We start from the raw sequence: 18,189 nt of genomic DNA, 5'->3' as shown, positions 1-18,189 counted from the left end.
CAGCCCCGGAGCCTTAGTTGAAGAGATATTTATAGAAAAATTTAGATTTGCTTAAGTTATAGTGGCCGACACCGCTCCCTGTTGCAGGCAAGCACATGGCCAAGTCCGCTCCCATGCCCTCCGCGATTTCCCCGACCCGGCGCCGCGCGCGCGTGCCCGACCTGCACGCGCTACAGGTCTTTATGGCTGTCTGTGAATCCGGTTCCATGGCCCTTGCCGCACAAGGGCTCGGCGTCAGCCAAAGCGCGGTCAGCCAGATGATCCGCTCATTCGAAGTCGAATACGGGATCCAGCTGTTCGACAGGGAAGTGCGGCCTGCCAGGCCCACGCGCGCAGGGAACATCCTGCTGGAGATGGCGGACCGCCTGCTGGCCGAGGCCCGGCATGTGGATGAGGAGTTGCGCAAGCGCGTGCGGCTGGACCACGCCCAGATACGGCTCGGTTGTGTGGACTCCTTTGCAGCGACGTTGGGGCCGGCGTTGATTCGCGGGCTGTCAGGGTCTGCCAGGCAAATGCAGCTATGGTCTGGCCTGACCCCGGGCCTGAATGCCCAGCTGCTGGGCCGGGAGCTGGACCTGGCGATCTGCACCGAAGTGCCGGTAGCCGAAGCACGCATTGCCCAGCGACTTCTGTTTTCCGAAAGCTGGGTGGCCGTATTTCCCAAAGGCAGCCATGTACTGCCGTTGTCCAAGGCGCAAGACCTCGCCGACCGTGTCGGCGATCTGCCGCTGATCCGGTACACGCAGCGCTCGGTCATCGGCCAGCAAGTCGAGCGATACCTGCGCCACATCGGCGTGGAAGCGGCACGTCGATTCGAGTTCGATGCGACCGATCCGCTGCTGAGCCTGGTGGCTGCGGGACTTGGGTGGGCCGTCAGCACGCCCCTTTGCCTCTGGCAATCGCGGGTGTGGCTGGATCAGGTCGAGCTGGTGCCGATCCCGCCATCGCGGCTGGGCCAGCGCGATTTTTACCTGCTTTGCCGAATGGCGGAATGGTCCGACCTTGCCGAAGACATTGCCCGGATCACGCGGACGGTGCTCACGCGGGAGCTCGTCCCCGCGATACGCGCCATGCTGCCTGGGTTGCCGGCGGATGCGATCAGCGCTGGCACGGCGCAGTCTCCCTCACTCCCTACGCCCTGAACGTCAGGACAAAGCGCGTCCGCCCCCCCTCCGACTCCACTCCAATGCCCCCGCCATGCGCAGCCACAATCGCCTGCGTGATCGCCAGACCCAGCCCCAGCCCCGCACCATCGGACTCGGGCCGCGCCCGCGACTTGTCCGCGCGGAAGAACCGGTCAAACAGCGAGGGCAGCAGTTCAGGCCGGATGGTCTCGCCTTCGTTCTCGACGACCACCGTCACCCGTTCGGCAGCGGGCAAGATCTCCACCACAATGCCCTTGCCCGCCGGCGTATGCCGCAGCGCATTCGACAGCAGGTTGCTCAGCGCCCGCCGCAGCATCAGCCGGTCTCCGGTGATGCGGCCACTGCCGCGCACGGCCATGCGCACACCCTTGTCCTCAGCCAACGCATCGTAGAAATCGAACAGCGCAGCGACCTCATCAGCGACCTCGATCGGCTCGGCGTTCGGCAGGGTGATGCCGTGCTCCATCTTCGCCAGGTAGAGCATGTCCGACACCATGCGCGACAGCCGCTGCAGCTCTTCCACGTTGGATGCCAGCACGTCGCGGTACTTGTCCGCATCGCGCGGCTGCGACAGCACCACCTGGGTTTGCGTCATCAGGTTGGTGATCGGCGTGCGCAGCTCGTGCGCCAGGTCCGATGAGAACTCCGACAGGCGCGCGAAATCGCGCTGCAGGCGTTCCAGCATGGCGTTGAGCGTCGCGGCCAGGTCGGCCATTTCCACCGGCACGGCATCGACCGGCATGCGCTCGTCGAGCTTGTGCGCGGTGACGGTGCGCGCGCGCGAGGCCATGGTGCGCAATGGCGAGAGCCCGCGGCGCGCGGCCCACCAGCCCAGCAGCCCGCTCGCCAGCGCGGCCAGCGCGGCGTAGAAGGCCAGCGACTGGCGGAAGGCGTGCATGAAGTGGGCATGCAGTGCCGTGTCCATGCCGACCACGACCTGCAGCGGCCCCGGCTGTCCGGGCGGCACCTGCGCCAGCGCACGCATGCCGCGGTAGGTCTGGCCACCCTGTTCCCAGGTGAAGGCATGCCGCTGCGCCGGCAGTTGCGCGGCGGCGGCCAGGGCCATGCCGAAATCGAAGTCCTGCGTGGCATACAGGCGCTTGCCGTCCGCGGCGCGCACCTCGGCGACGAAGCCGGCATGGTGTTCCAGCACCGGGCCCAGGCGTTGCGCCAGCGACGCCGCCGGGCCTTCGGCCGCGATCTTCTGGATCAGCCGCACGTTGTCGCCCAGCACGGCGTAGTCCTCGTCGGCGAAATGATTGTCGATCGCCAGCCAGATCAGCACGCCCAGCCCCAGCAGCACCGCGGCCGACGACAGCGAGAACAGGATGGTGAGCCGTGCCGTCAGCGACATCCGGCCCTTCATTCAGCGTTCTCCGCTGCCTCGGGGGCTTCCAGCACATAGCCCATGCCGCGCACGGTCTGGATCAGCTTGGGCTCGAACTCATCGTCGATCTTCGCGCGCAGGCGCCGGATGGCGACGTCGATGACATTGCTGTCGCTGTCGAAGTTCATGTCCCACACCTGCGAGGCGATCAAGGAGCGCGGCAGCACTTCGCCGCGGCGGCGCGCCAGCAGTTCCAGCAAGGCGAATTCCTTGCTGGTCAGCGTGATGCGGCGCCCGGCGCGCGTGGCCCGGCGGCGGCCCAGGTCCAGCACCAGGTCGGCCACCTGGATGCGGTCCAGCGCCATCTGCGCCGTGCCCCGGCGCAGCAGCGTGCGCACCCGCGCGAGCAACTCGGAAAAGGCGAAGGGCTTGACCAGGTAGTCGTCCGCACCCAGCTCCAGCCCCTTGACGCGGTCGGCCACGCTGTCGCGCGCGGTCAGGAACAGCACCGGCACGGCGATCTCCGCCGCGCGCAGCGCCTGCACGATGCGCCAGCCATCTACGTCCGGCAGCATCACGTCCAGGATGACCAGGTCATAGGGCTCGGTCATCGCCAGATGCTGGCCGTCCAGCCCGTTGGCCACCAGGTCGACGACAAAGCCCGCCTCGGTCAGCCCCTGGCGCAGGTATTCGCCGGTCTTGGACTCGTCCTCCACCACTAGCAGTTTCACAGCACTTTCCTTGATCGATCGGCCCTTTGGGCAGGGTCCGGCAACTCTACGCCGGCAACGCGGGCGCCAACATGACCGGAAGATTACCGCAATGTCATGTTCCGGTCAGACGTGCGTAGGGTGGCCTTGGCTACGCTTGGCATGCTTTCTACCAGGACTGATGACATGCGACGCCACCCCAGTACCGGCCTTGTGCTGCCCGATTTACCCCGCCGCCGCTTCGTGCAAGGGCTGGTTGCCGGCGGCGTGGTGGCCAGCCTTGCTGGCGTCGGCGGCAGCGCGTGGGCGCAGCATGCGGGCCAGCGCGCCGGGCAGGCTGCCCCGGCCGGCTCCGGCTCGGCGCCGGTCCTGCGCGGCACCGAGTTCGACCTGGTGATCGGCGAGTCGCTGGTCAACTTTACCGGCAAGCCGGCCATTGCCACCACCATCAACGGCATGCTGCCGGGCCCGACGCTGCGCTGGCGCGAGGGCGACACGGTCACCATCCGCGTGACCAACCGCCTGCGCGAGGCCACTTCGATCCACTGGCACGGCATCATCCTGCCGTTTGAGATGGACGGCGTGCCGGGCATCAGCTTTGCCGGCATCCCGCCCGGCCAGACCTTCACCTACCGCTTCAAGGTCGCGCAGACCGGCAGCTACTGGTACCACTCGCATTCGGGCTTCCAGGAAATGACCGGTGTGTACGGCGGCATCGTCATCGATCCGGCCACGGGCCAGGAAAGTGTGCGGGCCGACCGCGACCACACCGTGCTGCTGTCGGACTGGACCGACGAAGATCCGATGCGGGTGCTGACCAAGCTCAAGGTCCAGGGCGACTACTACAACTACAACCAGCCGACCGTGGTCGACTTCTTCCGCGACGTCTCGCGCGACGGGCTGAAGCAGGCGCTGGACAAGCGCAGCATGTGGAACCAGATGCGGATGAGCCCGACCGACCTGGCCGACCTGTCCCGCGCCACGCTCACGCACCTGGCCAACGGCGTCACGCCGGCCGGCAACTGGACTGGGCTGTTCCGGCGCGGCGAGACCGTGCGCCTGCGCTTTATCAACGGCTCGGGCAACACCTTCTATGACGTGCGCATCCCCGGGCTGAAGCTGCGGGTGGTGCAGGTCGACGGCCAGGATATCGAACCGGTCACGGTCGATGAATTCCGCTTCGGCCCCGGCGAGACCTGCGATGCGATTGTCGAACCGCGCGACGACGCCTACACGCTGTTCGCGCAATCGATGGACCGTACCGGCTACGCGCGCGGCACGCTGGCGGTCAGGGAAGGGCTGGCGGCGCCGGTGCCCGCACTAGACCGGGCCGAATGGCTGACCATGACCGACATGATGGGCGCGATGACGGGCCACGGCGGGCATGGCGGCCATGGCGGTCATGCGGGACACGGCGGCATGCAGCACGGCGCCACGCCGATGCAGGGCATGGACCACGCCGGCATGGACCACAGCCAGCACGCCATGGCCGCCGCCGACCCGCTCAAGGTCCCCAGCAAGACCGCCCGCCACGCCCGCACCGAATACGGTCCGGGCACCGACATGCGCGTCGACATGGCCCGCACCAACCTGGACGATCCCGGCATCGGCCTGCGCAACAACGGCAGGCGCGTGCTGACCCTGGCCGACCAGCACACCATCGGCGGCGCCATGGATGCGCGCGGCCCCGGGCGCGAGGTCGAGCTGCACCTGACCGGCAATATGGAGCGCTACACCTGGTCCTTCGACGGCGTCGAGTTCGGCAAGTCGACGCCGATCCACTTCAAGCACGGCGAACGGCTGCGCGTGATCCTGCACAACGACACCATGATGACCCACCCCATGCACCTGCATGGCATGTGGAGCGAGCTGGAAACGCCGGACGGCAGCTTCCAGGCGCGGCGCCACACCATCCCGGTGCAGCCGGCGCAGCGCATCAGCTTCCTGGTCACCGCCGATGCGCTGGGACGCTGGGCCTGGCATTGCCACCTGATGCTGCATATGGATGCGGGCATGTTCCGCGAAGTGGTGGTGGCGTGATGGTTCAACCTGAATTCGCAATCTCCATGCACAGGCACAAGAAGACGATACTGGCCGTGGCGCTGGCCTTGACCGCAATCGGCGCAGCCCAGGCGCAGGACCCGCATGCCGGCCATGCGCACCAGCACGATGCCCCGGCCGCCATGCAGGGCATGGACCATGGGCAGATGCAGGGCATGGAGCAGGACGGGATCCAGACCATGGACGGTGGCGGTGCGCCGATGCCGGACACGCAGGGCATGGCCGCCCCTGCCATGGACCACGGCGACATGAAGATGCAGGGCGGCAGCGCGCCGCCCGACGCCCGCGATCCGCATGCCTATTCCGGCGGCTACCAGCTGGGCGTCGGCAAGTACGCGCTGGGCGACAAACGCCAGCTGGTGATGGCCGACGAGCACCTGTTCGCCTCGGTGCTGGTCGACCGCCTGGAGTGGGCCCACGCCAATGGCAGCAATGCCGCCGCCTATGAAGCGCAGGCGTGGTTCGGCAACAGCTACGACAAGCTGGTGCTCAAGGCCGAGGGCGAAGCGTCGAAGGGCAAGCTGCACGAGGCCCGCACCGAGCTGCTGTGGGGACACGCCGTGGCCAGCTACTGGGATACGCAACTGGGCCTGCGCAACGACACCGGCAGCGGGCGCCCGGCGCGCAACTGGCTGGCGTTCGGGGTGCAGGGGCTGGCGCCGTACTGGTTCGAGGTCGATGCCACTGCCTATGTCGGCACCAGCGGCCGCACCGCGCTGCGGCTGTCCGCCGAATACGAATTGCTGCTGACGCAGCGCCTGATCCTGCAACCAGTCATCGAAGCCAACCTCTATGGCAAGAACGACCCGGAGGTGGGCATCGGCAGCGGCTTGTCCAACGGCACCGTGGGGCTGCGGCTGCGCTATGAGTTCAGCCGGCAGTTCGCGCCGTATATCGGCGTGGAGCGCTACCAGACCTTCGGCAATACCGCCGACATGATCCGGACCTCTGGCGGCAAGGCGGGCGAAACGCGTTTCGTCGCCGGTGTCCGGGTCTGGTTCTGACACCACAACTTCATCATCCCCAAGCGGAGACAACCATGCATGCCAATCGCCCCCTGATCCAGACCCTGCTTGCCGCAACCGCCGCGCTGGCCAGCAGCATCGCCTTCGCGCACCCGAAGCTGGTGTCGTCCACGCCGGCGGACAAGGCCGAGGTGGCCGCGCCGCAGAAGATCGAACTGCAGTTCTCCGAGAGCCTGGTCACCCAGTTTTCCGGCGCCAACCTGGTGATGACCGGCATGCCGGGCATGGCTGACCATGCGCCGATGAAAATGGCCGTGAAAGTCTCCGGCAGCGACGACCCCAAGACCATGGTGATCACGCCCACGCAGCCGCTGCCGCCGGGCAGCTATCGGGTGGACTGGCGGGCGGTGTCGTCCGATACCCATCCCGTCAACGGCAAGATTGCCTTCACGGTGAAGTGATTGCAGCAGCCGGACTGGGTGGCCGCCGGGCTGCGCCTGGCGCTCTATTTCGACCTGGCCTTGCTGTTCGGGCTGCCGCTGTTCTGCACCTATGCGCTGCATCGGGGGGAACGGGCCTCACGCTTTGCAAAGCGTTGCCAGGCGCTTGCGCTGGGCTGCGCCATCGCCGGCATCGGGCTTTCGCTGGCTGCCCTTGTGGTGATGGCGCTGGCCATGACAGGGGAGTCCGACTACGCCGCGTTGCAGGCCCACGTCTTCGCCATGATCGTCACAGGGACGGATTTCGGGCTGGCGTGGTCGGTGCGCCTGGCGGCCCTGCTGCTGTTCGTGCTGGCCTGCGTGTCCTGGCGCAGGCGGCCGGGCGCGCGCTTCACTGCGCTGGCCGGGTTCGGCGGGATTGCGCTGGCGACGCTGGCCTGGGGCGGCCACGGCGCGATGCATGAGGGCGCCTTGCGCTATCTCCACCTGAGCGCCGACGTGGCGCACCTGCTGGCCGCCGGCGCCTGGGTCGGCGCGTTGGCCGCGTTCGTGCTGCTGTCGCTGGCGCGGCCGGTATCGGACCGGGCGGCGGTGGTGCTGCTGAGCCGCACCTCGAACGGGTTTGCCCGTATCGGCACCATCATTGTTGCCACGCTGCTGCTGACCGGCGCGCTCAACTACTGGTTCATCGTGGGCCCGGCGCTGCCGGATCTTGCGCCGATGTCCTATGGCGGGCTGCTTGTCGCAAAACTCGCGCTGTTCGTGGCGATGCTTGGCCTGGCTGCCGCGAACCGCTTCCGCCTGAGCCCGCGGCTGGCGTTGGCGGTGCAGGCCGGGGAGCATCGGGCGGCGACACTGGCGTTGCGGCGCAGCCTGCTGCTGGAGGCGTGCGCCGCCGCGCTGGTGATGGCCCTGGTAGCCATGCTGGGGATGCTGTCTCCGGCGCCGCCGTGAGTCCCGCGGCCATCAGACATAAGCAATCAGACGCCCGGCGCAGATCACCAGCGACCACGTCACCATCGAGACAATGGCGCTGACGCGCGCGCCGGCCGGCGGCGCGACGCCGCTGTCCCAGCCCGGTTGCCCGGCATGCAGGCTGCGATAGGGACCGAAGTGGAACCACAGCACATTGGCCAGCGCCAGTGCAATCAGGCACAGCTTGGCCAGGAACGCGGGATTGGCGGCCAGCTCATCGGCATGGGCCAGGAACAGCAGCACGCCGCTGGCCGCGACCGCAATGAAGGCGCCGACGGTGAAGGGCAGCGCATGGCGCAACAGCAGGCTCACCGGCAGCCGCCGGCCGAGCCCGGCCAGGCGCATGTCGACCACGAAGATGGAGCCGAACAGCAGCGCCATGCCGGCCAGGTGGACGATCTCTACCGCGGGATAGGCCCAGGCCGAACTGCGCAGGGCCATCGGGAACGGCAGCCGCGCCAGCGCGCCGGCCCACTCCGTCCATTGCGCGAACAGCACCGACATGCGGCGCGCGCCCGCTCAGCGCAACTCGACGGTCTTGCCGTCCACGGTGATGCGCTCGGCGCGCAGCTCGTCGGCCTTTTCCTTGCTGGCGTAGCCGACCAGCGTGACCTCGCGCCCCACGGCCACCTTGTCGGCGGTGGCGCCGCGCGCCTCCATCCGCGACACGGGTGCCAGCACGGCCAGCCAGCGCTTGCCGCCGGCATCGATGCGGATATGCGCGTGGGGGTTCTCGTAGTGGCTCTCGACGATCTTGCCGGTCAGCGTCAGCGGCTTGGTCTCGTCGTAGGTGGACCAGCCGTGATGGGCAATGGCCGGCACGGCCGCCAGCGCCAGCGCGGCGCTGGCGGCAACGAGGGCGGGGCGGAACAGGGCGCGGAAGCTGGGCATGGGTGGTCTCCGGTCAGGACAGGTGCAGTATAGGCGCCGATCCCGGCCGCGGCAGGGAGACTTATGCGCGGCACGAGTCGGCGCGCTGCACCAGCCGGTGCAGGCTAGGACTCATGGGCTTGAGCGCGGCGCGTTCGGCCGTGAGCGCGATCGCCAGGTTGCTGCGGCGGCCGCGCAGCGCCGCCTCGAGCAGGGTCAGGCTGACGATGTCGCGCTGTGCATGGCTGCCGCCGAAGCGGTGGGCGATCAGGCGCACCGGCATCAACAGGTCGATGGCGGTGCTGTAATCGCCCTGGTCGAACGCGATCAGGGCATCGGCCACCGGCAGCCCCACATCGCGCGACATCATGGCATTGGTGCCGTTGCCCAGGGCGGCGCGCTCCAGCGCGGCGCGGACCTGGTCGGCGGCAGCGGGCCGGTGCGCGCCCAGGCTGGCCATCACGGCATGGACATCGTTGAAGGCGTAGTAGCCGGCCGCGCCGCGGCCGAGCCAGTCGTCCGCCACCGGCTGCCAGCGCCGGCCCACGTCCACGCCGCGCAGGTGCAGCCGCCACAGCAGCGCGGAGGCATCCACCAGGTCCAGCGCGATCGCCGGCGCGGGGCGCTTGATATAGCGGTCGTACAGCGCCAGCACCTCGTCGGTCCTGCCCGCTTCCAGCTGGAACAATGCCAGGTGCCACCAGTTGTGCACGGCCAGCATATTGTCGTCGGACCAGTCGTCGCGGCGCCCGTCCAGCCAGGCGATACCGTCGTCCAGCCGGCCCTGCATCTCCATCACGTGCGCCACCGCGTGCACGGCCCACGGGTCGCGCGGATTGAGCTCGAGCGCGCGCCGGCCGCTTTCCTCGGCGCGCTCGTAGAGCTGGGTTTCTTCCAGGCCGAAGGCATGCATGCCGAGCAGGTAGCCGTAGCCCGGCATGCCGGCATCCCAGTGCGGCAGCGCCTGCGCCACGCGGTCGCGCAGCATCGATGACTGCCCCAGCAGGAAGTCGCCGAGATGCGCGGTCTGGATCGCCAGCAGGTCGCGTGGATAGTCGATCACGATATCGCCGTAGAGCCGGACCGAGCGCTCGAACTCGCCGTCCAGCCAGGCCCGTGCCGCGGCGATGTGGCGGCGCTCGCGGTCGTTGGCGCGGGCGTGCCGGGCTTCGCCGGCTTCGACGCTCTGGCGCAGCATGGGCTCGGCCATGCCGTCGCCAGAGGTGACCATCAGCGCGGCGCGCAGCGCGTGGCCCATGGCGAAGTCGGGGTCGGCGGCCAGCGCCGTGTCGATGGCGGCGAGCGGGTCGCCGTAGTAGCCGTTCAGCAGTTGCAGGGCGGTCTCATACTGCTCGACCGAGCGGGCGTTCTGGGTCGAGACCGGAAGGTCCCGTGAATCCGTGAGTGCCATGGCAATCTCCGTGCGCCCGCGGCAGCGGGGCTGTCACGAACCATCGTAGACGGCAAAACGCCCCATGTAACGGATGCGGCGGGGTGCGCCGCACCATGCCTGCCGCAAGGCGCACGGCCGGGGTGCGTTGTGCGCTATATGCCGCTGCCGCCATATCGTTGCCGTGTGTCGGTTAAACTGCCGCATCCCCAATCACGACCTCACGACCAGGTTTCCCATGAAAACACTTGCGCTTTTCCTCGGCACCCTGACCTTGGCCTGCGCCGCCTCCGCTGCCGCCCCGGCCGCCTCGGCCCCGGCCGCACCCGCTGCGGCGCCGCAGACGCTGGCGTCGGGCATGACCATCCAGCACCTGATCAAGGGCAATGGCGCCTCGCCCAAGGCCACCGACTCGGTGCAGGTCCACTACCGCGGCACGCTGGCCGACGGCACCGAGTTTGACAGCTCGTACAAGCGCGGCCAGCCGATCTCGTTCCCGCTCAACCGCGTGATCCCGTGCTGGACCGAAGGGGTGCAGGCGATGCAGGTGGGCGGCAAGGCCAAGCTGACCTGCCCGCCGGCCACGGCCTACGGCGCGCGCGGCGTGCCGGGCACGATTCCGCCGAACGCCACGCTTACCTTCGAGGTGGTGCTGCTGGGGATCGGCGGCTAAGACCCCGCGTCAGCGCGGCGCCTGCGGCTGCGCGGGCGCAGGCGTGCCCGCCGGCGCCTCCGCGGCGGGTGCTGCGGCCGTGCCGCCGTCGTCGTCTTCGTCGTAGTCCGGCAGCGACGTGTTCTCTCCCAGCAGGTAGCGGCGCCGCTGCAGGTAGGCATCGCGCACAAAGGCGTACTTGTCCAGCGCCGCCAGCTTCAGCAGGTCGGTGGCGCCCAGCAGGTTGGTGCGCACGTCCACCACGTTTATCCCGAACATCGAATTGCGCACCGCCGGCTCGGCATAGGTGGTCGGGTCGAACTGGAAATTCACATACAGGCCCACGCCGTCGCGGAATGAGCTGGGGCCGAACAGCGGCAGCACCAGGTAGGGTCCCGACGGCACGCCCCACGTGCCCAGCGTCAGGCCGAAATCCTGCGAATGCTTCTGCAGCCCGGCGGGCGTGGCGATGTCGATCAGTCCGCCGATACCCAGCACGGAATTGATCGCGACCCGCATGAAGCTCTCCGCTGCCTCAACGCCCTTGCCCTGCAGCAGGTTGTTGGCAAAGTTGCCGATGTCCGCGATGTTCGAATAGAAATTGGTGACCGCGGTGCGCACCGGCTCCGGCGTGACCGCCTTGTAGCCCTTGGCCACCGGCACGGCCACGTACTGGTCGAGCTTGTCGTTGACGGTGAAGACCGCGCGGTTCATCGGCTCGAGCGGATCGTCGGGACTGGCTTGCGGGCCGGTGGCGCAGCCGGCGAGCAGGGCGGCGGCAATGGCGGTGGTGGCAACGGATGTAGCGCGCTGGCGTAAAGGCATCGTACGAAGGGGATCGGGGGGTCGGCCGCATCGGGTTTGTGATTATGACCGGGCGGCCTTGTCATGTTTGTGATGGGCGCCTTCGCGCGGGCGGCCCATCAGGATCGGCTGGAAGAACACCGCGCCGACCAGCGTGCACGCCAGTGCCAGCGCCAGCAGCTTGCCCATGCTGGCGGTGCCGGGATGCTGCGACAGCCACAGGCTGCCGAAAGCGGTGGCGGTGGTGGCCGCGCTGTACAGCACGGCGTGCGTCAGGCTGGACTGCAGCAGCTGGGTCTTGCCGTGCCGCCAGGCAATCACGTAGTAGATCTTGAACGCGACGCCCACGCCCAGCAGCAGCGGCAGCGCGATCACGTTGGCAAAGTTCAGCGCAATGCCGAACAGCACGCACAACTCCAGCGTGACGATGGCCGAAACCAGCAGCGGTATCAGCGTGCGCAGCACATCGCCGAAGCGGCGCAGCGTGATCCATAGCAGGATGGTGATCGACACCACCGCCCAGATGCCGGCCTGCGCAAAGGCGGCCATGATGGTATCGGCCGAGCCGCGGATCGCGATCGGCCCGCCGGTGGCGGTCGGCTCCACGCGCTGCACCGCGGTGATGAAGCGGTCCAGCGCGGCCTCGCGCTGTGCGCTGGCGGGCGGCGGCAGCTTCGGGCTGACGTTGACCAGCGCGCGCCCGTCCGGCGTGATCCAGTCGCGCACCAGTTCGGGCGGCAGCGTCTGCTCGCTGACGGGTTGCGGGCCCAGCGCCAGCTTCAGCCGTGCCAGCGCCAGCTGCAGCGGCACGGCGATGGCGCGCTCGGCGCGGTCGCGCGTGGCGGCGTCGGCGGCCGCCAGCTGCTTCAGCGTGGCGGACAAGTGCGCGGCTTCGGCCGCGCCCGGACCGGGATGCTCGTCGGCGGCGATGGCCAGCTGCCGCGCGGCATTGCGCAGCGCACTGACGCGCGCGCTGTCGGTGGCGGGCGTGGCGGTGGGCTGCGTCAGCGCCGGCATCAGCGCGGCCGAGGCCTGGCCGATGGCCTGCAGCTTGGGCGGCTGGTCTGCGGGGATGAAAGTCTGCAGCGTGACCGCGCGCGCCACCTCGGGCAGCGCCGCCAGCTTGCCGGCCAGATCGCGCGCGGCCGGCAGCGAAGGCGCCAGCACGCTGACATCGTCGGTGCCGGCCTGCGGCGCGTCCTTGAGCGCCAGCAGCGTGGCCATCGATTCGGACCTGGGGTCCTTCAGGTGCAGCGGGTCGAAGTCAAAGCGCAGGTGCGGCAGCAGCGGCGCGCCTGCCAGGATCGCGAGCAGGGTGACCAGCAGCACCGGCTTGCGATAGCGGTCGAAGAACCGGTCCGCGGGCGCCAGCCACGCGAAGCCCGGCGCCTCGGGCTCGCCGCCGGGCTTGAGCACGCAGATCAGCGCCGGCAGCAGCGTGAAGGTGGTGGCGAATGCCACCATCATGCCCACGCCGGCGATCAGCCCCAGCTCGGCCACGCCGCGGTAGTCGGTGGGCAGGAAGCAGAAGAACGCCGCCGCCGTGGCCGCGGCCGCCAGCGCCAGCGGAGCGCCCACCGCGCGCGCGGCCAGCCCCAGCGCTTCGACGATATGGTCGCGGTCATGGCGCTCGGCGCGGTAGCGCACGCCGAACTGGATGCCGAAGTCCACCCCCAGCCCGACGAACAGCACCGCGAACGCCACCGAGATCATGTTCAGCGCGCCAACCATGGCCAGCCCCAGCGCGGCGGTGATGAGCAGCCCGGCAAACAGGCTGGCCAGCACCGCAACGATCAGCCGCGCCGAGCGCAAGGCCAGCCACAGGATCAGCACTACCACCAGCACCGTCAGCACGCCGTTGAGCACGGCGCCGTCGCTGACCGAGGCGAATTCATCGTCGGCCAGCGCCTGCGGGCCGGTCAGCCGCACCGTGGCCTGGTAGCGCTGCGCCAGCTGCAGCTCGGCCGCCGCCTGCCGGATCGCGCGCGAGGCGGCGGCCCCGGCCTGCAGGTCGCTGTAGTCCAGCACGGGGCTGAGCGCGATGTAGCTGTAGACCTGGCCATCGGGCCCGGGCTTGAGGCTGTCGTCGAGCAGCCCTGCCCAGGACAGCGCGACGGGCTTGCCGGCCAGCACCTGGTCTAGTGTCCGTGCACTGCTGCCCAGCAGCCTGGCCATGTCGCCCAGCTTTACCTGCCCCATCTGCAGCGGCAGCGCCAGCGTGGTGGCGAGGAGATCGGACAGGCCGCGCAGGGTCGGGTCATGCGCGAGTGCGTTGACGAGCGGGCGCGCCTGCATCAGCTGTTGCGTGAGCTGGCGCACTTCATCGGTGCTGGCGAACAGCAATCCGTTGCGCGCGAAGAACGCACCGCCGCCGGGCTGGCTGACCGCGGTGAAGCGTGCCGGCTGGCGGCGCAGCGCCTCGGCCAGCGCGTCGGCGGCGGCATCGGCCAGCTCGGTCGCGGGCGCCTGCACCACCGCCAGGATCAACTGGTTACGCTGGGGAAAGGCGTCGCCGATGGCGGCATCGCGCACCGCCCAGGGGGCGTCGGATTCCAGCAGGCGGCCGATGTCGGTGTTGATCGCAAAGTTGCGGGCCACGTAGACGCCGCTGACGGCGGTCAGCAATGCCGCCAGGATGATGACGCGCCACGGCCAGGCAGTGGCAAGCCGGACAATGCGTGTCAGCAGCGAAGTCAGCATGGGCGGATCCGGAAGGAGCACGAACCGCGAGTATATCGGCTGGCAGCGTGGCGCATGCGGCATGCGCGGCCCGGGCATCCGCGATTCAGGCCGATCCGCTATAAACTGTCAGCCTGGCATCGGCGCTGCAGCGCCGGCGCCGCTTCACCGTCCTTCCTGGTTCTCATATCGATGACGATTCACGGTTTGCTTCCCCTGGCGCCGCTTGCGGCGGTGGCCATGGTTTCCGTAGCGCACGCCCAGGCAGTCCAGCCCGGCGACCTGCGCGCCAGCCCCGAGCGGCTGGTGCAGGCCGCGGTGGAGGGCGTGATCGGCACCATCCAGTCCAATCCCGACACCCGCGCCGGCGACCTCGCCAAGATTACCGCGGTGGTGCAGAAGCAGTTCCTGCCCTACACGGATTTCCAGCGCACCACGCGGCTGGCGCTGGGCAGTGCCTGGCGCACGGCCACGCCGGAGCAGCAGCAACAGCTCCATGAGCAGTTCCAGATGCTGCTCGTGCGCAGCTATGCAGTGTCGCTGGCGCAACTGCGCGAGCAGAGCGTCAAGTTCCGCTACCAGCCGGTCAAGTCCGGCAGCGGCGCCACCGATGTGGTGGTGCAGACGCGTGTGATCAACAATGCCGACGAGATGCAGATCGATTACCGGCTGCAGCGCACAGCCAACGGCTGGAAGATCTATGACATCAATATGATGGGGGCGTGGCTGATCGAGGTGTATCGCAAGCAGTTTGCGGACATCGTCGCGCGCAGCGGGGTCGACGGGCTGGTGAAGTACCTGACCACCCATAACGCGCGCCAGGCGTCTGACGCCTGAGCGCCGCACGCCATCAGGGCGAGGCGTGGCCCGTGTGCCGGCTGCGCCGCCAGTGGCGCAGCTCCACCCATTGCCATGACAGCAGCGCGGGCACGCCGAACAGGATCTCGCGCGCGCGCTTGACCAGCGCCAGCGCCAGCGAGACCTGCGCATCCATCCCCAGCACCTGCCCCAGCAGCATCACCACCGCTTCCTGCACGCCCAGCCCGGCCGGCACAAAGAAGGCCACGTGGCGCGCGGCCTGGGTCAGCGATTCGATCGCCAGCGCCTGCCAGACCGGCACCGGATGGCCCAGCAGCATCAGCGCCAGCCAGATCTCCAGCGTGCCGCTGACCAGCCCTGCCAGTTGCCAGCCCAGTGCCGCCAGCAGCTCGCGCCGGCGCCGGTTGAGCGCGCGGATATGGGCATCGAGCCGCGCACCGTCGATCAAGGCGACGATGCGGTGATCTTCGCCAAACAGCTTGCGCGCCGCGCCTTCCAGTTTCTCGAAGATCGCGGTGTGCCGCAGCGACAGCGCGAACAGCACCGGCACCGGCAATGACAGCAGCAGCCCGGCCAGGATGATCCAGGCCCCGCCGCTGTCCTGCAGCGCGGCCACCAGCAGCAGCACCCCCATGGCCGAGAACAGGTACTGCGAGAACAGTGTCAGCATCACTTCAACCACGATGCTGGCGGTGACGGCGGTGGTGTCGCGGATGCGCAGCCGCGTCAGGCGGATGCCGACCAGTTCACCGCCGACCCCCACCGTCGGCAGCAGGCGGTTGACCGCTTCGCGCACCGTGGCGACCCACCACAGGAAACCGAGCCCCGCCTTCTCCTCGGGGTCGGCCGAGGTCAGCAGGACGCGCCAGCCTTGCGCATCGAGCAGCAGCGGCAGTGCATGCAGGGGCACCAGCAACAGCAGCAGCCAGCCGCCCTGCGCCACGATGGCGGCGATGTCGCTGGCGCCTTGGTGGATCACCAGCGCGGTGAGCGCCAGCAGCCCGATCAGGCCGGTCAGGTAAGCAATGCGTTTCATCTTGAACAATCAGGGCACCAGCACGTCGGCAAAGCCGCCGCGCCGGTTGGCCGCGCGCTCCAGCGCGGCGCGCACGCGCGGCGACAGCAGCGCGGCCAGCTCGTCGGCGTGGCGGTAGCCGCGCATCGATGCGGTAATGGCCTCGCCAGAGACCACGGCCGGATGCAGGTAGATCTCGCCCACGCCCGCGGGCAACTGCGCCAGCGCCTGCAGCAGGGCTGCCTCGTCCATCTGCCCGCTGCGCGCGATGCCGACCACGTAGTCATTGTGCGCGATGCCGGCGCGGTCCAGGCGCCGGCGCAGCAGCGCCAGCCAGGGGCGCAGCGGCAATGGTGCGCCCTGCTCGCGCGGCAGGCGCATCGCGCGCAGGCCGTAGTCGCGCCCGATCGACAGGATCAGCGACAGCACCGTCGGGTGCAGGTGGAAATGCTTGTGCGTGTTGACGTGGTCAAGCGGCAGGCCGGTGGCGGCAAAGGCTTCGAACTGCGCGCGGATCTCCGCCGCCAGCTGGCGGCGCACGCGCGGCAGGAAGAAGAAGCGGCAGCCGTCCAGGGCCATGGCCGAGCCGAAGCGGGCTTCGGCGTCGACCAGGTCGGGGATCCGCGCGCGCGGCAGCGTGGCCGGGCCGTCGGCCAGCACCACGTGCAGCCCCACGCGCAACGACGGCAGCCGGCGCGCGCGCTCGACCGCATCCGCCACGGCGGGCGCGCCCACCATCAGGCTGGCGGCATTGAGCACGCCGTCGCGGTGGGCCAGCTCCACCGCCTCATTGACGGCGGGGTGCAGGCCGAAGTCGTCGGCGGTGACGATCAGCGCGCGTTGCGAGGCACAGGAAAGCGCGTGGGCCAGGATCAGGCCTCGTGCGAGCGCAGGAAGCGGAAGAACTCCACGCCTTCGCGCAGGCGCCGCTTCATCATGTCCCAGCTGCCCAGCATCTCGCGCACGATTTCCCAGATCTTGCCGGGGCGGAAGTAGAAGCGCTTATAGAAGGTCTCCACGCCGTGGTAGATGTCTTCCCTGGACAGGTGCGGATAGCTGATCGCGGCCAGCTGCACGCCCTGGTCGTTGACCAGGTTGATGACCTTGTTTTCCTCGAGCCAGCCGTTCTCCACCGCCTGCCGGTACAGCGTGGTCCCGGGGTAGGGCGCGGCCAGCGACACCTGGATGGTGTGCGGGTTGATTTCCTTGGCGTACTCGATGGTCTTCTCGATGGTCTCGCGCGTCTCGCCCGGCAGGCCCAGGATAAAGGTGCCGTGGATCTGGATGCCCAGCTTGCGGCAGTCCTCGGTGAAGCGGCGCGCGATGTCCGTGCGCAGGCCCTTCTTGATGTTCAGCAGGATCTGGTCGTCGCCGGACTCATAGCCCACCAGCAGCAGGCGCAGGCCGTTCTCCTTCATGATCTTGAGCGTGCTGTACGGCACGTTGGCCTTGGCATTGCAGGACCACGTGACCCCCAGCTGGCCCAGCCCGCGCGCGATCTCTTCCACGCGCGGCTTGAAGTCGGTGAAGGTGTCGTCGTCGAACATGATCTCCTTGACCTCGGGCATGTTCTCCTTGATCCATTTGACCTCGGCGATCACGCTCTCGGCCGAGCGCGTGCGGTAGCGGTGCCCGCCCACGGTCTGCGGCCACAGGCAGAAGGTGCAGCGCGAACGGCAGCCGCGGCCGGTGTAGATCGACACATAGGGGTGCTTCAGGTAGCCGATGAAGTAGTTGTCGATCTTCAGGTCGCGCTGGTAGACCGGCGCCACGAAGGGCAGCTCGTCCATGTTCTCGATCATCGGGCGCTGCCCGTTGTGTTCGAGCGAGCCGTCCGGCAAGCGATAGGACAGGCCCAGGATGTCCTGGAGCGGCTTGCCCGCGGCCACGTCCTGGCAGGTGTAGTCGAACTCCTCGCGGCAGACGAAGTCGATGGCCTCGCTGGCACCCAGCGTGCCGCCCGGATCGACTGCGGGCTTGGCGCCGACCATGCCGATCATCACGTCCGGCTTGCGCTGCTTCAGTTCCTCGGCGAACTTGGCGTCGGTGGGGAACGAGGGCGTGCTGGTGTGGATGATGACCAGTTCATAGTCAGCGGCGATATCCAGCGTCTGCTGCACGGTCAGGCCGTCGGCCGGTGCGTCGAGCACGCGGCTGCCCGGCACCAGTGCGGCGGGCTGCGCCAGCCAGGTCGGGTACCAGAACGACTTGATCTCGCGCTTGGCCTGGTAGCGCGAGCCCGCGCCGCCGTCGAAGCCGTCGAAGGAAGGGGCCTGGAGGAACAGGGTTTTTTTCATTGCGGCCTCTGGGGATGGATGCCGGTGAAGGGTGGGGTTG

Annotated in this window: 17 protein-coding genes; 7 read left to right on the top strand and 10 right to left on the bottom strand. The window is 68.8% G+C overall.

Translation table 11 applies throughout. From position 1 onward, the window contains the following. The first annotated feature begins 95 nt into the window (after nt 1-95). On the top strand, nt 96-1,142 hold the full coding sequence (locus AC3WQZ_RS25615) for a LysR family transcriptional regulator (protein WP_492301475.1): 1,047 nt from the start codon (nt 96-98) through the stop codon (nt 1,140-1,142). On the opposite strand, the gene AC3WQZ_RS25610 is transcribed toward AC3WQZ_RS25615, so the two are convergent. Next, nucleotides 1,132-2,511 (bottom strand): heavy metal sensor histidine kinase, encoded by a 1,380-nt coding sequence (locus tag AC3WQZ_RS25610; RefSeq protein WP_439669364.1) that lies wholly within the window; start codon nt 2,509-2,511, stop codon nt 1,132-1,134. The two genes, AC3WQZ_RS25615 and AC3WQZ_RS25610, sit on opposite strands and share 11 nt — an antisense overlap. Continuing rightward, nucleotides 2,508-3,203, bottom strand: a complete 696-nt coding sequence (locus AC3WQZ_RS25605; RefSeq protein ID WP_010810950.1) for a heavy metal response regulator transcription factor — start codon at nt 3,201-3,203, stop codon at nt 2,508-2,510. Before AC3WQZ_RS25605 ends, AC3WQZ_RS25610 begins: the two co-directional genes overlap by 4 nt. Nucleotides 3,204-3,368: 165 nt before the next feature. Here AC3WQZ_RS25605 and AC3WQZ_RS25600 point away from each other — a divergent pair, with 165 nt between their 5' ends. The 4 genes from AC3WQZ_RS25600 to copD are packed head-to-tail and all read left to right on the top strand — an operon-like array spanning nt 3,369 to nt 7,602. Next, nucleotides 3,369-5,222: a copper resistance system multicopper oxidase gene (locus tag AC3WQZ_RS25600; protein WP_439672110.1), complete on the top strand. Its 1,854-nt coding sequence runs from the start codon at nt 3,369-3,371 to the stop codon at nt 5,220-5,222. 26 nt (nt 5,223-5,248) lie between these two features. Continuing rightward, nucleotides 5,249-6,247 (top strand): copper resistance protein B, encoded by a 999-nt coding sequence (locus AC3WQZ_RS25595; protein WP_143010641.1) that lies wholly within the window; start codon nt 5,249-5,251, stop codon nt 6,245-6,247. Between the two features lie 35 nt (nt 6,248-6,282). Then, nucleotides 6,283-6,669: a copper homeostasis periplasmic binding protein CopC gene (gene copC / locus AC3WQZ_RS25590; RefSeq protein ID WP_010810953.1), complete on the top strand. Its 387-nt coding sequence runs from the start codon at nt 6,283-6,285 to the stop codon at nt 6,667-6,669. Next, nucleotides 6,670-7,602, top strand: coding sequence for a copper homeostasis membrane protein CopD (gene copD / locus AC3WQZ_RS25585; RefSeq protein ID WP_010810954.1), 933 nt, complete (start codon nt 6,670-6,672; stop codon nt 7,600-7,602). 12 nt (nt 7,603-7,614) lie between these two features. On the opposite strand, the gene AC3WQZ_RS25580 is transcribed toward copD, so the two are convergent. From AC3WQZ_RS25580 to AC3WQZ_RS25570, 3 genes are all read right to left on the bottom strand, one after another. Beyond that, nucleotides 7,615-8,127 (bottom strand): DUF6644 family protein, encoded by a 513-nt coding sequence (locus AC3WQZ_RS25580; protein WP_010810955.1) that lies wholly within the window; start codon nt 8,125-8,127, stop codon nt 7,615-7,617. 15 nt (nt 8,128-8,142) lie between these two features. Next, nucleotides 8,143-8,514, bottom strand: coding sequence for a DUF6152 family protein (locus tag AC3WQZ_RS25575; RefSeq protein ID WP_492301473.1), 372 nt, complete (start codon nt 8,512-8,514; stop codon nt 8,143-8,145). A gap of 61 nt (nt 8,515-8,575) precedes the next feature. Beyond that, nucleotides 8,576-9,904, bottom strand: a complete 1,329-nt coding sequence (locus tag AC3WQZ_RS25570; RefSeq protein WP_011617693.1) for a tetratricopeptide repeat protein — start codon at nt 9,902-9,904, stop codon at nt 8,576-8,578. Nucleotides 9,905-10,121: 217 nt separating this feature from the next. Here AC3WQZ_RS25570 and AC3WQZ_RS25565 point away from each other — a divergent pair, with 217 nt between their 5' ends. Beyond that, complete coding sequence (locus tag AC3WQZ_RS25565; RefSeq protein WP_010810958.1) at nt 10,122-10,556, top strand: FKBP-type peptidyl-prolyl cis-trans isomerase; 435 nt, start codon at nt 10,122-10,124, stop codon at nt 10,554-10,556. A gap of 9 nt (nt 10,557-10,565) precedes the next feature. Here AC3WQZ_RS25565 and AC3WQZ_RS25560 read toward each other — a convergent pair whose 3' ends face one another. Continuing rightward, complete coding sequence (locus AC3WQZ_RS25560) at nt 10,566-11,360, bottom strand: MlaA family lipoprotein (RefSeq protein WP_058696612.1); 795 nt, start codon at nt 11,358-11,360, stop codon at nt 10,566-10,568. A gap of 42 nt (nt 11,361-11,402) precedes the next feature. Then, nucleotides 11,403-14,039 carry a hopanoid transporter HpnN gene (hpnN, locus tag AC3WQZ_RS25555; RefSeq protein ID WP_011617692.1) on the bottom strand — a complete coding sequence of 879 codons (2,637 nt, stop codon included), beginning with the start codon at nt 14,037-14,039 and terminating at the stop codon, nt 11,403-11,405. A 171-nt stretch (nt 14,040-14,210) separates the two neighbouring features. Here hpnN and AC3WQZ_RS25550 point away from each other — a divergent pair, with 171 nt between their 5' ends. Next, nucleotides 14,211-14,855 carry an MlaC/ttg2D family ABC transporter substrate-binding protein gene (locus tag AC3WQZ_RS25550; protein WP_011617691.1) on the top strand — a complete coding sequence of 215 codons (645 nt, stop codon included), beginning with the start codon at nt 14,211-14,213 and terminating at the stop codon, nt 14,853-14,855. Between the two features lie 13 nt (nt 14,856-14,868). On the opposite strand, the gene AC3WQZ_RS25545 is transcribed toward AC3WQZ_RS25550, so the two are convergent. The 3 genes from AC3WQZ_RS25545 to hpnJ are packed head-to-tail and all read right to left on the bottom strand — an operon-like array spanning nt 14,869 to nt 18,149. Next, on the bottom strand, nt 14,869-15,873 hold the full coding sequence (locus AC3WQZ_RS25545; RefSeq protein ID WP_037024770.1) for a lysylphosphatidylglycerol synthase domain-containing protein: 1,005 nt from the start codon (nt 15,871-15,873) through the stop codon (nt 14,869-14,871). A gap of 9 nt (nt 15,874-15,882) precedes the next feature. Then, a complete protein-coding gene (hpnK, locus tag AC3WQZ_RS25540) occupies nt 15,883-16,686 on the bottom strand; it encodes a hopanoid biosynthesis-associated protein HpnK (RefSeq protein WP_081050141.1) in 804 nt (267 codons plus the stop codon). Between the two features lie 38 nt (nt 16,687-16,724). Beyond that, nucleotides 16,725-18,149, bottom strand: a complete 1,425-nt coding sequence (hpnJ, locus tag AC3WQZ_RS25535) for a hopanoid biosynthesis associated radical SAM protein HpnJ (protein ID WP_010810964.1) — start codon at nt 18,147-18,149, stop codon at nt 16,725-16,727. Nucleotides 18,150-18,189 lie beyond the last annotated feature (40 nt).

This window comes from Cupriavidus sp. FW305-26 (assembly GCF_058787975.1).
The sequence above is the reverse complement of the archived record's forward strand: the minus strand, read 5'-3'. Positions and strand labels throughout refer to the sequence as shown.

Bases quoted from the DNA above. Each gene is read 5' to 3' on its own strand.
- AC3WQZ_RS25570 (WP_011617693.1), bottom strand. From the start codon at position 9,904: ATGGCACTCACGGATTCACGGGACCTTCCGGTCTCGACCCAGAACGCC.
- AC3WQZ_RS25595 (WP_143010641.1), top strand. From the start codon at position 5,249: ATGCACAGGCACAAGAAGACGATACTGGCCGTGGCGCTGGCCTTGACC.
- hpnN (WP_011617692.1), bottom strand. From the start codon at position 14,039: ATGCTGACTTCGCTGCTGACACGCATTGTCCGGCTTGCCACTGCCTGG.
- copC (WP_010810953.1), top strand. From the start codon at position 6,283: ATGCATGCCAATCGCCCCCTGATCCAGACCCTGCTTGCCGCAACCGCC.
- AC3WQZ_RS25565 (WP_010810958.1), top strand. From the start codon at position 10,122: ATGAAAACACTTGCGCTTTTCCTCGGCACCCTGACCTTGGCCTGCGCC.
- AC3WQZ_RS25610 (WP_439669364.1), bottom strand. From the start codon at position 2,511: ATGAAGGGCCGGATGTCGCTGACGGCACGGCTCACCATCCTGTTCTCG.
- AC3WQZ_RS25550 (WP_011617691.1), top strand. From the start codon at position 14,211: ATGACGATTCACGGTTTGCTTCCCCTGGCGCCGCTTGCGGCGGTGGCC.
- AC3WQZ_RS25575 (WP_492301473.1), bottom strand. From the start codon at position 8,514: ATGCCCAGCTTCCGCGCCCTGTTCCGCCCCGCCCTCGTTGCCGCCAGC.
- hpnJ (WP_010810964.1), bottom strand. From the start codon at position 18,149: ATGAAAAAAACCCTGTTCCTCCAGGCCCCTTCCTTCGACGGCTTCGAC.
- AC3WQZ_RS25560 (WP_058696612.1), bottom strand. From the start codon at position 11,360: ATGCCTTTACGCCAGCGCGCTACATCCGTTGCCACCACCGCCATTGCC.
- AC3WQZ_RS25580 (WP_010810955.1), bottom strand. From the start codon at position 8,127: ATGTCGGTGCTGTTCGCGCAATGGACGGAGTGGGCCGGCGCGCTGGCG.
- AC3WQZ_RS25600 (WP_439672110.1), top strand. From the start codon at position 3,369: ATGCGACGCCACCCCAGTACCGGCCTTGTGCTGCCCGATTTACCCCGC.
- AC3WQZ_RS25545 (WP_037024770.1), bottom strand. From the start codon at position 15,873: ATGAAACGCATTGCTTACCTGACCGGCCTGATCGGGCTGCTGGCGCTC.
- AC3WQZ_RS25615 (WP_492301475.1), top strand. From the start codon at position 96: ATGGCCAAGTCCGCTCCCATGCCCTCCGCGATTTCCCCGACCCGGCGC.